Source organism: Streptomyces sp. MRC013 (genome assembly GCF_023614235.1).
Lineage (GTDB): Bacteria > Actinomycetota > Actinomycetes > Streptomycetales > Streptomycetaceae > Streptomyces.
The window spans coordinates 400260-413597 of record NZ_CP094264.1; the positions used below are offsets into that span (position 1 = coordinate 400260).

A 13338-nucleotide genomic window follows, 5' to 3' on the forward strand; every position below is an offset into this window, starting at 1 on the left:
CGCCCGCGAAGGCCGTGCCGGACGGTGTCCGGCACGGCCTTCGCCGTACCCGGGCGCGCTTCGGCACGGCTCTTGGGGAACGATCGTTCTTGACCGATCGTTCCTCTACTGTTTACGCTCCTCCCATGGGCCGACCGAGAACATTCGACGAGGCCGAGGTGGTCGGAGCGGCGGCGGACCTGTTCGCCCGCCGGGCCTACGACGGCGTATCCGTCGACGACCTGGTGGCCCACCTCGGCGTGCACCGCAACAGCCTGTACAAGGTGTTCGGCAGCAAACGCGGGCTGTACCTGGCCGCGTTCCGGTGGTACCTGGAGCACCGGGTGCGGCCGCTGCTGGGCCGGGTGCGAGAGGCCGCCGACCCGGCCGGGGCGCTGAGGGACCTGGCCGGGTCGCCCGACCGGGGGCGGACCTGGATCTGCTGCTGCTGGCCATGGCCGAGCGCGCCCCGGCGGACCCCGAGGTGGCCGTCGAGGTCGCCCGGGCCCTGGGTGACCTCGACGCGGCCGTCGCCCCCGGTCCGTGCGCCGCGGCGTCCCCCGGCGGGGCCGCACCGGCCGCCGTGCACGTGCCGACCGACGCGACCGCGGCGGCCCTCGGCCTGCGCCTGCGGCTGCGGGCCGCGGCCGGGCCCGCGGCCGCAGGCGCCGACCCCATCCACCCGCCCCGAGGCTGAGGAGCTCCCGTGGCACGCATCCGCATCGCCGGCGACACCCTGGTCGTGGAGATCGAGGGAACGGACAGGCTCTGGGCGCTGAAGAGCCGCCTGGAGATCCCCCTGGAGAACGTACGCGGCGCCACCGCCGACCCCGGCGCGGCCAGGGAGCCCAAGGGGTTCCGGGCGCCCGGCACGCACCTGCCCGGCGTGATCACCGCCGGAACGTTCCACCTCGACGGCGAGCGCGTCTTCTGGGACGTGCGCGACGGCTCCAAGGCCGTCGTCGTCGAGCTTCGCGACGAGCGCTACGCCCGGCTCGTCGTCGAGGTCGAGGACCCGCGGGCCACCGTGGCCCTCGTGGAGGGGGCCCTCGCCCCCTCGGCCGGTTAGGCGCCCGTGCGTGGGGCCCGGGCCGGTCCGGCGGTGGCGGCGGGACGCCGGGCCGTGGCGGTCCGGCGCCCCGCGCCCGTGACGGCCGGGCCGATCGCGGTGGGCCCGGGTCCGGGGCCCCGCCCTGCGGACCTCAGTGGCCGCGTTCGATCCAGGCCGGGAGGTCGGGCTTCTCGGTGCCGATGGTCGTGTCCCCGCCGTGGCCCGTGAGGACCTTCGTCCCGGGCGGCAGGACCAGCAGGCGCTCCCGGATCGAGCGGATGATGGTCGGGAAGTCGGAGTAGGACCGGCCGGTCGCGCCGGGGCCTCCCGCGAAGAGGGTGTCGCCGGTGAACACGGTGTCCAGCTCCGGGGCGTACAGGCAGACGGCCCCGGGGGTGTGGCCGGGCGTGTGCAGCACCCGCAGCTCCAGACCGGCGACGGTGATGCGCTGGCCGTCCGCGAGGTCTCCGGAGGGGGCGCTTCCGGGGTGGGTCTGCTCCCACAGCGGCCGGTCGTCGGGGTGGACGAGTACGGGCGCGCCGGTCGCCCGGGCCAGGGCGGGGGCCGCGTTGACGTGGTCGTTGTGGCCGTGGGTGCAGACGACGGCCTTCACCGTGCGGTCGCCGACCGCGGCGGCGACCGCGTCGGCGTCGTGGGCGGCGTCGATGACGACGACCTCACGGGCGTCCCCGACGATCCAGACGTTGTTGTCGACCTCCCAGGTGCCTCCGTCGAGGCTGAAGGTACCGGAGGTGACGACGCGTTCGATGCGTACGCCGGCGTTCACAGGACCACCACCGAACGCAGGACGTCGCCCTTCTGCATGCGGACGAAGGCGTCCTCGACCTCGTCGAGGGCGACGGTCTCGGAGACGAAGGCGTCCAGGTCCAGGCGGCCCTGGAGGTGGAGGTCGACGAGCATGGGGAAGTCCCGGGACGGCAGGCAGTCGCCGTACCAGGAGGACTTCAGCGCCCCGCCCCGGCCGAAGACGTCCAGGAGGGGGAGTTCGATCTTCATCTCGGGCGTCGGCACGCCGACCAGGACGACCGTGCCGGCCAGGTCCCGGGCGTAGAACGCCTGCCGGTAGGTCTCCGGGCGGCCGACCGCCTCGATGACGACGTCGGCGCCGAAGCCGCCGGTCAGGTCGCGGACCGCCTCGACCGGGTCGGTCCGCCGGGCGTCGACGGTGTGGGTGGCGCCCAGGCGGCGGGCGGTCTCCAGCTTCCGGGGGTCGAGGTCGACGGCGATGATCCTCGCCGCCCCGGCGAGCCGGGAGCCGAGCACGGCCGCGCCGCCCACGCCGCCGCACCCGATGACGGCGACCGTGTCGCCGCGGCCGACGCCGCCGGTGTTGATCGCCGCGCCGATGCCGGCCATCACCCCGCAGCCCAGCAGTCCGGCCGCGGCGGGCGAGACGGCCGGATCGACCTTGGTGCACTGCCCGGCCGCGACCAGGGTCTTCTCGGCGAAGGCCCCGATCCCGAGGGCGGGCGACAGCTCGGTGCCGTCGAGGAGGGTCATCCTCTGGCGGGCGTTGTGCGTGTCGAAGCAGTACTGCGGGCGTCCGCGGCGGCAGGCGCGGCACCGGCCGCACACGGCACGCCAGTTGAGGACGACGAAGTCACCGGGCGCGACGTCCGTCACGCCGGGGCCGACCGACTCGACGACGCCGGCCGCCTCGTGCCCGAGGAGGAAGGGGAAGTCGTCGTTGATGCCGCCCTCGCGGTAGTGCAGGTCGGTGTGGCACACGCCGCACGTCTGCACCGCGACCACCGCCTCCCCCGGCCCGGGGTCGGGTACGGCGATCGTCTCGACGCGCACCGGCTCGCCCTTCGCATGGGCGACGACGCCACGTACGTGTTGGGGCATGGGGAGGAACCTTTCCGTTGGCCGTGAGAAGGAGCTGGACGGTGTGTCTCCGGGCGCCGCACCCTCCTTCGCGGCGCCGAGCGGCGGCGGCCGGTCCGCCGCTGCGCCCCGGCTCGGCCCCGGGTCCGGTGTGCCGCGCCCGCCCCGCGGAACCGGCGCGCGGCCTCCGGGCGGCGGCCCGCTGGAGCGGCACCCTCCGGTTCCGGCACGGCCGCCCGGGGCGATCCGGTGCCCGTGCGCGTCCCGTCGATCACCGTACAGAGGGTACTGCCGCCCCGGCCCCTCCTGCGGGACCGGGGCGGCGGGCGCGACCGGCGTCCGGCCGGGCGTCAGGTGCCGGCGCCGTGCCAGGGCGCGTCGGGGCGGGTGGGGCGGGCGCGGGCGGCGGTCCGGAGCGCGTACACCGGCCCGTCGCCGGGGACGGGGCCCAGGTAGTGGTGGCCGGTCATGTGGCACCAGGCCGGCAGGTCGAGCGGGGCGGCGGGATCGGTGGCGATCACGTGGACGACGGTGCCCGGGGCGGCGCCCTCGATGGCCGCGCGGAGGCGGAGCAGGAGGGTGACGCAGAGGAGGCCGGTCCCGTCGACGGTGATACCGGGGACGGGGATTCCGGAAGCAGAGGTTCCGGAAGCGGGGACGTCGGGGACGGGAGCGTCGGATGCGGGGTCCACGGGGCTCCTCATCGGCGGCGGGCGGTGGCGGCGGCGACGGGCAGCAGGAGGAGGGAGAGGACTCCGCAGGCGAGGGCGAGGACGGGGTAGCCGGTGGCGGCGACCACGACGCCGGAGGCCATGCCCCCGGTGGCGCCGGCGATGGCGACGGCCACGTCGACCGTGCCCTGGGTCCTGGCGCGGGTCGCGATCGGGACGGTGTCGGTGATGATCGCGGTACCGGTCACGAGGCCGAAGTTCCAGCCGAGGCCGAGCAGGGCCAGGGCGAGGGCGAGGAGGGCGACGGAGTCGCCGGGCGCGGTGGCGGCGAGGACGCCGGCGGCCAGGAGGGTGACGCCGGAGGCGGCGGCGATCCTCGTGCGGCCGTAGTGGTCGACGAGCCAGCCGGTGAGGGGCGAGGGCAGGTACATGGCGCCGATGTGGATGGCGATGACGAGACCGGAGGCCGCGGTGCCGTGACCGTGGTCGTGCATGTGGACCGGGGTCATCGTCATGATCGCGACCATGACGAGCTGGGTGAGGACCATGACGAGCGCGCCGAGGGCGACGCCGCGGCCCTCCTGCGCGGACGTGGCGGGCTCTCCCCCGGCGGGGCCCGCCTCCCGCCCGGTGTCGGCGACGGCGCGGGCCAGGAGGAGGGGGTCGGGCCGCAGCCAGAGGGCGAGGACGAGCGCGGCGAGGACGTAGGCCGCGCCGGAGAGGAGGAAGGGGCCGGCGAGGTGGGGGACGGCGAGGGTCTCGGCGAACGCGCCGGCGGGAGCGGTGAGGTTGGGACCGGCGACGCCTCCGAGGGTGGTGGCGACCAGGACGGTGGAGACGGCGCGGGCGCGGTGGCCGGGGGCGGCGAGATCGGCGCCGGCGTAGCGGGCCTGAAGGTTGGTGGCGGTGCCCGCGCCGTAGACGAACAGGGCGGTGAAGAGCAGGGCGGGACTGTCCAGGACGGCGGCGGCGATGACGCCGGCGCTGCCGATCGCGCCCGTGAGGTATCCGGCGGTGAGGCCGGGACGGCGCCCGCGGGTCTGGGAGACACGGCCCACGATGACGGCGGCGAGGGCGGACCCGGCGGTGAGCAGGGCGCTGGGCAGGCCGGCGAGGCCGGTGGAGCCGAGCATGTCCTGGGCGAGGAGGGCGCCCACCGTGACCCCGGCGGCGAGTCCGGCGCCGCTGAGGATCTGGGAGGCCACCAGGACGCGCAGGACGCGGCGCTGTGCCGGGGCGGTGTCGGGTGTGGCGGCGGGAGGGACCTGGGTGGCGCTCGTCATGTCTCTTTCCGGGGCGTGCGGTGGGGCGGGAAGGCGGGCGGTGGTGCAGGGCGGGCCGGGTGGCCCCGGCGTCCGCGGCCTCCCCGCACCGGAGCGGTGGGCCGCGCTGCGGTGGCCGCCGCCCGGTGCGGGGAGGTCGCCGAGCTCCGGGACGGGCCGGACGGTTCGCGGCGCGGTGGGAGGCGCGGGCGCCGCGGTGCCGGGCCGGGCGGTGGTGTCCCCGGTCCGGACGTACGGCGGGGGGGCCGGGGACCGGGTGAGCCGCCGCGCACCGGCGTCCGCCGCCCCGCCCCTCCGGCCGCGGCGGGCACGGCCGGAGGGGCCGCGGCGAGGCCGCCCGGGCGGAGCGGTCCGCGGTCCGGAGGGTGCGGGGACGGCCCGGAGGGGGACCGGGACGGTTCTTCGCGGCCGGAAGCCGGTCAGGGCGGCGGCCCGGACGCGGGCGACCCCGGGGGGACGGCCCCGGACACCGGCGGCCCCGCAGGCGGGGCCTCGGGCACCGGCGCGGGGCGGCCGCCCCGCGGGGCGCCGAGGAAGCCGGACGGCGCCGGGGCCGCCGCCGTGCGCCGCGGGTACGCGGGCGTGGTGGTGCCCCGGGCGGGCCCGAGCCGGTCGCCGGCCGGCCCCGGCTGCGGCGGGAGTCCGTCCCTCGGGCCGTTCACGGCCGTCCCGCGGCGTCGACGGGCAGCTCCGACAGGCGCCACTCCAGCATGCCGTCGCTGAGGCGGATCGCCCGCCGCCCCCGGTCGGCGAGCAGCCGTACGGCGTCATGGGCGAGTCCGCAGTACTCGCCGCGGCAGTAGACGACGATCTCGGTGCCCCCGGGCAGCTCGTCGATCCGGTCGGCCAACTCGCCGACCGGGATCGAGACGGCACCCGGGATGTGCCCGGCCCGGTACTCCTCCACCGGCCGCACGTCGAGCACCACGACGTCGCCGGCGCCGATCCGGTCCAGCAGCTCGTCGCGGGTGACCTCGGCGGCTCCGTCCCTGCCGAGGTAGGCGTCCCGGGCCGCGGGGACGGCCGTCTGGTGGCGGTCGGCGACCTTGCGCAGGAGGGCGAAGAGCCGGGCCACGTCGTCCCCGGCGAGCCGGTAGTGGATGCGTACGCCCTCGCGGCGGGTCGCGACGAACCCGGCCTGCTTGAGCGTCTGCAGGTGCGCCGAGGCCGTCGTCAGGTTCAGCCCGGCCGCCCTGGCCAGCGCCTCCACGGTGCGCTCGCCCTGGGCCAGCAGGTCCAGCAGCTCCAGGCGTTTTCCGCTGGCCAGCGCCTTGCCGCTGGCTGCGAACGCGTCGTAGAGCTGTGCCTTGGCCCCGGGGGCGGGGGGCTCCGCCATGAATTCCTCCATGAATCCATGGAGGATTGTAGAGGAGATCCGCCGCCGTGGTCACACCCCCTTCCCGGAAGGGCGGGCCGCCGCCCCGGCGGGCGCCCCGCCCTTCCGGGAACCGCCGTCGGAGGTCCCCGCCGCGGGACCGGGCGGGCACCGCCCCGCGTGTCGCACCCCCGTACCGGGGCACTCGGCCCGCATGGGTACGCACCGTCCGCCCCTCCCCGCCCTCGCCCCCGCCGACGTGCGCGGACCGGCGCGGGAGGCCCCGCCCCACGGTGGGCCGGCCCTCCCGGAGGGCGGTCCGGCCCGGAGCGTCCCGGGCCCGTCCACCCGCCCGGGGGCGCGTCCGCCCGCGGGCACCGTCCCCTCGGGTGCGCCGCCGTTTGCCTCCGCCCGCGAGGGGCACCGGTCGGGGGCATCCCCAGAGCCACGGCCCCTACGAAGGAGGCACCCGGTGAAGTACGTCAAGTCCGCCCTCGCGGTGGCGGTCATCGGCATGGGGGCCGTCGCGGCCCGCCGGACCCGGTCGCGGACGGCTGCCGGCGACGCCGCCTCCCGGTGGCTGACCGTCACGATCAACCGCGCGCCGACGGACGTCATGCCCGGCGGCGCCCTGCCCGAGCCCCTGGACCGGATGGCCGAACGGCTGGAGGCCCGTGTGCGGCCCGCCCCCGGGGACCGGGGCACGGAGCTCGCGGTACGCCTGAGGGACGCCCCTTCCGACGCGGAGACGTCCCTTCCCGGACGCCTGGCGGGCCGGGACCCCCGCCAGGAGGTGCGGACCGCCCTGCGGGAGGCCAAGGCGCTCCTGGAGGCGGAGGAGGTCATGCTGCCGGACGCTCCCCCCACCACGAGGGACACCCCGGTCGGCAAGGTCATCGACATGGTCGCCCGCCGGTCGGGCGGGGAAGGAGTGCTGTGAAGGCACTGTGCTGGCAAGGCGTGAACAGGCTGTCGGTCGAGCAGGTGCCGGACCCGGAGCTGCGCAACGACCAGGACGTCATCGTCCGGCTCGTCGCCGGCACGACGTGCGGGTCCGACCTGCACCTGATCGGCGGCTACATCCCCGCGATGCGGGCCGGTGACGTCATCGGCCACGAGTTCCTCGGCGAGGTCGTGGAGACCGGGCGCGCGGTACGGCGCCACAAGGTCGGCGACCGGGTCGTGGTCGCCTCCTTCGTCGGCTGCGGACGCTGCTGGTACTGCGTCAACGACCTGTGGTCCCTGTGCGACAATACCAACACCAACCCCGGCATCGGCCAAGCCCTGTTCGGTTACGAGTCCGGCGGCATCTTCGGCTACTCGCACGCCATGGGCGGCCTGCGCGGCAGCCACGCCGAGTACGTCCGCGTCCCCTTCGCCGACTACGGGGCCTTCCCGGTCCCCGACGGGGTCGACGACGTCAGCGCCCTGTTCGCCTCGGACTCCGTGCCTACCGGCTGGATGGGCGCCGACCTCGGCGGCGTCAAGCCGGGCGACGTCGTCGCGGTGTGGGGCTGCGGAGCCGTCGGCCAGATGGCGGCACGGGCCGCGGTCCTGCTGGGCGCCGAACGGGTGATCTGCATCGACCGCCTCCCGGAGCGGCTGGCCATGACCGAGCGCCACGTCGGCTGCGAGACGCTGGACTACACCACCGACGACGTGGCCGCGGAGCTGCGCGAGCGGACCGGCGGCCGCGGACCGGACGTGTGCATCGAAGCGGTCGGGATGGAGGCCCACAGCCACGGGCCGATGCACCTGTACGACCAGGTCAAGCAGCAGATGCGCCTTCAGACCGACCGGCCGACCGCCGTCCGCGAGGCCGTCCACGCCTGCCGCAAGGGCGGCAGCGTGTTCGTCCTCGGCGTGTTCGCGGGGGTAGTGGACAAGTTCCCCCTGGGCGCGGTCGTCAACAAGGGCCTCACCCTGCGCGCCGCACAGCAGCACGGGCAGCGGTACATCCCGATGCTCCTCGACCGCATGGCCGGGGAGAGATCACCACCGCGCACCTGGCCACCCACGTCATGCCCCTCGACCGGGCCGTGGAGGGCTACGACATGTTCAAGGAGAAGACCGACGGCTGCGTCCGCGCCGTCTTCACCGGTCCGGGCCACACCGGCTGACCGGCTGACCGGCTGACCGGCTGACCGCGGAGCCGTGCCCCCGGACCCCCGGGCCGCGGGGCACCTGCCGTCCCGGCTTCCGGGGCCCTGGGCGGAGGCGGATGGGCTGCTGACGGACGGCCGGAAGCCGTCGCCGCCGGCCCTCCCGGTGGCGGGTGGGGGCCGTTTCGGAGCACGAGCCCCTTCCACCCGGTCACCGATCGGGTGACGGTGCCGTGAGACGCCGCAGGTCAGCGGCCTGAAACTGTCCCACGAGCAGCCAAGTTGGAAAGACTCGCTCCGAAGCGGCCCCCGCCCGCTTCCGGTTCGCCCGTGCCCTGCGGACGGCGGCCCGGACGTCCGCCCGCCCGGAAGCGCGTCCGGGCCGCCGGCAGCGGTACCTGCCGCCCGCCCGGAAGCGGTGGCGGCGTTCCGCGCCTCGCGGCGCGCCACCCCGCGGCCCGGGCGACGTCCCTGCGCCGAACCACCGGATCACCGGATCACCGACCCGGCGGACCACCGAACCGGTAAACCGGCGAACCGCGCATTCGCGATGCGGCACGCCGGTTCGCCGGAATCCCCGGCCCTTACCGCGGCGCGGCGTTTCACCGGCGGTTCTCCGCGTTCACCCTTCACCCGGCATTCACCCGACACGGGCCGTGGCCCATTCGGGCCACGGAGCTTGCGGGGGGTGGACCACGGTGTGAGAGTGGCGCTCGGATTCATCCGGGCAGTGCGGTTCCCGCAGAGCGCGACGCGAACATCCCTGCCGTTCGAGCAGAAGCACGGGAGAGTGATCAGGATGGCCCAGGAGGAACGCGACCTCAACATCGAAGCCGACCTCGACGCTGCCACCATGTCGCAGCTCCAGGACGTCAAGAACATGGTCCTGCGCGAAATCGCCCTCCGCGTCAAGGGCAAGGAGAACGACGACATGGACCCCCGCTACGACTCCCACAGCAGTTACCACGCGAAGAACGGGGCACCCCAGCAGTAGCCGCCGGCCTCCTCCCCCCCCGCCGCGCCCCCGCGAAGAAACCGCTCGCCATCCGAAAGGCCCGGGAAAAGAATGGCCGCAACCGGGGTAACCGGCCCCTGCGTGAATCTCGTCGTGTTCAAAGTGGTGCAGCGCTGCAACCTGGACTGTTCGTACTGCTACGTCTACAACCGCGGCGACGACTCCTGGCGCACCCGCCCCACCTATGTGAGCGAGAAGGTGGTGAGGGCTCTCGGCCGGCGGATCGCCGAGCACTGCGGGAGGCACGCCCTCAAGGGCTTCACGGTCGAACTGCACGGCGGCGAACCGCTGCTGCTGGGCAAGGACCGGATGCGGCGCGTGCTCGACACCCTGAGGTCCGAGTGCGCGTCCGTCAGCCTGCACTTCGCCATGCAGACCAACGGCCTGCTCCTGGACGAGGAGTGGCTGGACCTGTTCGGCGACTACGGGGTCTCGTTCGGGATCAGCCTCGACGGACCGCCCGAGATCGCCGACCGGTACCGGACCAAGCGGGGCGGCGGCGGCTCGACGCGGGAGCTGCTCCGAACGATCGCCGGGCTGCGGAAGACGCGGGGGGCCGTGTTCGACGAACTCTTCGGCGGCTGCCTGGCCGTGATCGACCCGTCCTGCGACGGGGCCGGTCTCGTGGACTGGTTCGTCGAGAACGGATTCGGCACGTTCGACTTCCTCCTCCCCGACGGGAACCGGGCCAATCCGCCGCACGGCTGGACGGGAAGCAGCGCCCCCTACCGTCGGTTCCTGATCGAGGCGTTCGACCGGTGGTACACCCTGGGTGACCGGGCGCCGCGGATCCGCACGTTCGAGCAGATGATGATGGGGCGCATGGGGCGGAAGGTGCGCCTCGACGCCCTGGGGGAGATCTGCGGTACCTGTGCGTCGTCGAGTCGGACGGCTCGATCGGCGTGAACGACGTGGCCCGGATCTGCGGCGGGGAGTACTCGCAGGACATCCTCAACATCTTCGACCACCCCCTCGACCGGCACGTCGTGCAGTACCGGATCGAAGAGGTCCAGCGCCCTGCGGGCGACTGCCTGGCCTGCCCGCAGTTCCCGAGCTGCGGCGGCGGTCACCTGCCCCACCGGTTCGACGGGGAAGGCTTCGACAATCCGTCGCTGTACTGCGAAGCCCTCTTCGGCCTCTCGGAGCGGATCCACCGGGTCCTGCTCGAGGACCTTCCGCCCGAGGTCTGGCGCAAGCGCTCGACCGTCCCGGCCGCCACCCGCACCATGGAGACACAGGATGCCGTCAGACAGTGACTGGGCGAAGCACTTCAGCCTGCCCCGGGACGGTTTCGACAGCAGCTGGCTGGACGCCGTCGTCGTCACCCAGGGACAGGCCATGGCGTCCATGCTCGTCCGGGACCACGGAGTGGACCTGGCCGCCGCCAGCAAGGGGCTGGTCGACTTCATCGAGCTCTGGACCACGGCCCCCGAAACGTTCGAGAACCTCTGGGGTCCCTGCCTCGGCCAGTTGCAGAGCGTTCGGGAACTGGGACGGCCGAGCCCCGTCGAGGCCGCCGTCCAGTTGGCCACGCGGCTCACCGAGGTGGGACGGCCGGGCTCCTGGGCCGCGGACCTGCCCTCCGCACCCCTCCGGCTGGGCCCCTGGCTCATGGAGGCGGTGCGCGTGGAGGTGTCCGGGGACGAACGCCGGGTGCTCGTGCGGACCCCGGACGGGGCGGTGGGGTCCGCGTGGTGGGACCCGGCGTCCGGCGGATGGGACGCTCGGGGGGCGCAGCGGCTCACCGCGGTCGGGATCGGCCGCGACGTCCTGCTGCTTCCCGAGCACGGGATCCCGTACGGGGACGGCGGGGACGTCTTCGGCGGTGTGCGGCCTCTGGCGTCCGTCGGCCCTCCGGTCGTCGAGTCGATCGACGAGGCGTTCGGGATCCTGGCGGCTTCCTCCCCGGAATACCTGGAATGGGTGGAACGGGTTCTGCGGCACCTCGTCGTCTGCGCGCCCAAGCCGGGGTTCCGCGTCGTCAGCGGAAGCAACCTGCACGCACCGGGCACGGTCCACCTGTGCCACCCGCTGACGCCGACGGAGATCGCCGAGGTACTGGTGCACGAGTGCGCCCACCAGTACTTCTACATCCTCGCGCGGGTGGGGCCCGTCGACGACGGAAGTGACGGGAGGCTGTACTGGTCGCCGCCCGTCCGGAAGGAACGGCCGCTGTCCCGCGTGCTCATGGCCTACCACGCCCTGGCGAACGTCCGCCTGTTCTACGAAGCGGTCCGGGTGGGCGGCGGCCCCGGGGAGGCGTACGTCGAGGAGAACCGGCCCGCCCTGACGGAGGCGATCCGCCTGCTGGACGAGCCCCTGCGCGGCAACCGGGCGCTCACGCCCCTGGGGAGGGCCCTGTACGAACCGCTGGCGGAGCGGCTGGCCCTGCTCGGCGGCTGAGTCCCCCGCCCCGGGCGCGGACGGCGGGGGTCCGCCGCGCGGGCCTCCCGGCCCGTGCCTGTTCCGGGCGGAAGGGGTTCAGTGCTCGCAGAGGGAGAATTCCCGTTCGTAGAGCTGCTCGTTGTGCTCGTCGACGGAGAATGTGCGTTCCTGCATCAGCTGTTCGCGGTATTCCCCGGCCTGCTCAAGCGTCATGGTCGAGGTGTCGGACCACGGCTGCTGCGGTGGCACGTCGGACGTCGAGACGATCCTCTCCACCGGGTCGACCAGGAAGAACGCGAGGATCTTGCGGTGCCCCGGTCGGGTGGGGTCCACGAGGCGGAACGAGCCGACGCGGTGCTGCAGGATGTTCGGGAACGCCGGGCAGCGGCCCGCCGGGGTCGCCGTCGACCCCAGCACCTGGTTCAGCGCGTCCTCGTTCTCCAGACCGTGGACTTCGCGCAGGCCGGTGTCGTCGTTCTGTTCGTAGTACGGGTCGCCGAGCGCCGCCCGGAAACCCGGCCGGCTTTCGGTGATGTCCTCGCTGTCCCGGTAGTGGACGCCGGTCGAGACGATGCGCTCGTCCAGCATCCCCTCGACGTGCCAGGAACCGCCGGGGTACTCGGGCTTGTCCGGGGTGAGGTGGACGGCGGTGAGTTTGACGATCACCTGGAGACGGCGGCCTCGAAGGTCGACCCGGGCTGATTCGCCGGGCAACTCGGGCGGGGTGGATTCCGGGGCGTCCGGGACGGTCGGGCGGCGGTTCTCCCACCAGTCGTCCCGGGCCTCCTCCCAGGCCCGGAGGGCCTTCGAGTAGGCCGCGGCATCACCGTAGGAGGACTTGTCCGGGTACTCCGGCTCCGAGTCGTACCACTCGAAGGGATCGGCCTCGATCCGCAGGGGCCGCGGGTGGCGCAGATCGGTGAGCACGTTCTCCAGCAGCGGGAGCATGCGCGCGAACAGGTCCGGCAGGATGGAGGCCAGTTCGCGATGGGTCTCGGGGTGGACGTTGTTGACGTACGAGCGGAAGGCGACACCGCCGTCGTCACTGACGTCGACGTCCGTGGGCAGCCACTGGAACCTCTCCGAGAACTCGTACGTCGAGTAGTGGTTCGTCGGGTTCCGCCAGGCCCGCTCGGGCTCGCCGCTCACCCCTCTCACCAGGCAGAACAGTGAGGGATGAACCAGATCCAGTACCTGGCCGCCGGATCCGGGGCGCCAGTCCCGCTCCGCTTCGGGGACCTGTTCCAGGACCCGGACCGCCTCGCGCAGCCGGGACCCGAGCTCGTCGTCGACCAGCGTGTCCGACTGCCCCACCCCGTCGACGGCGGACACCTCGATGCCGGTCCGCCCGTCCCGCAGGGCCGCGTGGTGCGCGAGTTCGGCGAGCACGTGACGGACCTGCGCTTCGGTGAGGCCCTGGGCGACCGCTTCCTGCGCCCACCCGGCGGCGATGTCGGCGTCGTTCGTCTCGTCGAACCACCCCGGCTTCGCCCGGATGTGCGCGCTGCACCGCATCATCTGAAGTTCCCGCAGCGTTCGGGGCGTTGCGAAGGGCAGGGAACGGGAAGCGTGGAAAAGCAGCGGGAAAGCGGACAGGCCGGTCGATTCCCGTGGTCCCTACGGTCGGTGTGCGGTGGCGGGAAGAACAGCCCGGCGGACCGACATCGCAGCCGTGGCCCCTGCCCGCCG

13 protein-coding genes and 1 pseudogene are annotated in these 13338 nt (G+C 74.3%); 8 read left to right on the top strand and 6 right to left on the bottom strand.

Annotation, left to right across the window (positions count from 1 at the left end):
* The first annotated feature begins 125 nt into the window (after window positions 1–125).
* Together LUW75_RS24855 and LUW75_RS01835 are read left to right on the top strand one after the other, a co-directional pair.
* Window positions 126–676, top strand: a pseudogene (locus LUW75_RS24855) (TetR/AcrR family transcriptional regulator).
* A gap of 9 nt (window positions 677–685) precedes the next feature.
* Window positions 686–1048: a hypothetical protein gene (locus tag LUW75_RS01835; RefSeq protein WP_250334056.1), complete on the top strand. Its 363-nt coding sequence runs from the start codon at window positions 686–688 to the stop codon at window positions 1046–1048.
* 133 nt (window positions 1049–1181) lie between these two features.
* Here the strand turns inward: LUW75_RS01835 and LUW75_RS01840 are convergent, their stop codons facing one another.
* From LUW75_RS01840 to LUW75_RS01860, 5 genes are all read right to left on the bottom strand, one after another.
* Entirely contained in the window at window positions 1182–1817 is a 636-nt protein-coding gene (locus LUW75_RS01840; protein ID WP_250334057.1) for an MBL fold metallo-hydrolase, read from the bottom strand.
* Window positions 1814–2899, bottom strand: a complete 1086-nt coding sequence (locus LUW75_RS01845) for an S-(hydroxymethyl)mycothiol dehydrogenase (protein ID WP_250334058.1) — start codon at window positions 2897–2899, stop codon at window positions 1814–1816. Before LUW75_RS01845 ends, LUW75_RS01840 begins: the two co-directional genes overlap by 4 nt.
* Before the next feature lie 329 nt (window positions 2900–3228).
* Window positions 3229–3507: a sulfurtransferase TusA family protein gene (locus tag LUW75_RS01850; RefSeq protein WP_250337511.1), complete on the bottom strand. Its 279-nt coding sequence runs from the start codon at window positions 3505–3507 to the stop codon at window positions 3229–3231.
* A gap of 71 nt (window positions 3508–3578) precedes the next feature.
* Window positions 3579–4832, bottom strand: coding sequence for an MFS transporter (locus LUW75_RS01855; protein ID WP_250334059.1), 1254 nt, complete (start codon window positions 4830–4832; stop codon window positions 3579–3581).
* Between the two features lie 658 nt (window positions 4833–5490).
* The gene (locus tag LUW75_RS01860; RefSeq protein WP_250334060.1) at window positions 5491–6180 is read right to left on the bottom strand and encodes an ArsR/SmtB family transcription factor; all 690 of its coding nucleotides are present in this window, start codon (window positions 6178–6180) and stop codon (window positions 5491–5493) included.
* A gap of 439 nt (window positions 6181–6619) precedes the next feature.
* On the opposite strand from LUW75_RS01860, the gene LUW75_RS01865 reads away from it, so the two are divergent.
* From LUW75_RS01865 to LUW75_RS01890, 6 genes are all read left to right on the top strand, one after another.
* Window positions 6620–7087 carry a hypothetical protein gene (locus tag LUW75_RS01865; RefSeq protein ID WP_250334061.1) on the top strand — a complete coding sequence of 156 codons (468 nt, stop codon included), beginning with the start codon at window positions 6620–6622 and terminating at the stop codon, window positions 7085–7087.
* On the top strand, window positions 7084–8283 hold the full coding sequence (locus LUW75_RS01870) for a zinc-dependent alcohol dehydrogenase (protein WP_250334062.1): 1200 nt from the start codon (window positions 7084–7086) through the stop codon (window positions 8281–8283). The genes LUW75_RS01865 and LUW75_RS01870 overlap by 4 nt, the downstream gene beginning before the upstream one ends.
* A gap of 672 nt (window positions 8284–8955) precedes the next feature.
* Complete coding sequence (locus LUW75_RS01875; RefSeq protein ID WP_250334063.1) at window positions 8956–9243, top strand: hypothetical protein; 288 nt, start codon at window positions 8956–8958, stop codon at window positions 9241–9243.
* 72 nt (window positions 9244–9315) lie between these two features.
* The gene (locus LUW75_RS01880; RefSeq protein ID WP_462933680.1) at window positions 9316–10170 is read left to right on the top strand and encodes a radical SAM protein; all 855 of its coding nucleotides are present in this window, start codon (window positions 9316–9318) and stop codon (window positions 10168–10170) included.
* Window positions 10167–10520: a hypothetical protein gene (locus tag LUW75_RS01885; RefSeq protein ID WP_250334065.1), complete on the top strand. Its 354-nt coding sequence runs from the start codon at window positions 10167–10169 to the stop codon at window positions 10518–10520. Before LUW75_RS01880 ends, LUW75_RS01885 begins: the two co-directional genes overlap by 4 nt.
* Window positions 10504–11667 carry an aKG-HExxH-type peptide beta-hydroxylase gene (locus LUW75_RS01890; protein WP_250334066.1) on the top strand — a complete coding sequence of 388 codons (1164 nt, stop codon included), beginning with the start codon at window positions 10504–10506 and terminating at the stop codon, window positions 11665–11667. The genes LUW75_RS01885 and LUW75_RS01890 overlap by 17 nt, the downstream gene beginning before the upstream one ends.
* 78 nt (window positions 11668–11745) lie before the next feature.
* On the opposite strand, the gene LUW75_RS01895 is transcribed toward LUW75_RS01890, so the two are convergent.
* Window positions 11746–13245, bottom strand: a complete 1500-nt coding sequence (locus tag LUW75_RS01895) for a DUF4246 domain-containing protein (RefSeq protein ID WP_349816456.1) — start codon at window positions 13243–13245, stop codon at window positions 11746–11748.
* Between the last annotated feature and the right edge of the window lie 93 nt (window positions 13246–13338).

Coding starts and splice junctions, on each gene's coding strand:
- LUW75_RS01855 (WP_250334059.1), bottom strand. CDS start 4,832: ATGACGAGCGCCACCCAGGTCCCTCCCGCCGCCACACCCGACACCGCC.
- LUW75_RS01890 (WP_250334066.1), top strand. CDS start 10,504: ATGCCGTCAGACAGTGACTGGGCGAAGCACTTCAGCCTGCCCCGGGAC.
- LUW75_RS01880 (WP_462933680.1), top strand. CDS start 9,316: ATGGCCGCAACCGGGGTAACCGGCCCCTGCGTGAATCTCGTCGTGTTC.
- LUW75_RS01845 (WP_250334058.1), bottom strand. CDS start 2,899: ATGCCCCAACACGTACGTGGCGTCGTCGCCCATGCGAAGGGCGAGCCG.
- LUW75_RS01860 (WP_250334060.1), bottom strand. CDS start 6,180: ATGGAGGAATTCATGGCGGAGCCCCCCGCCCCCGGGGCCAAGGCACAG.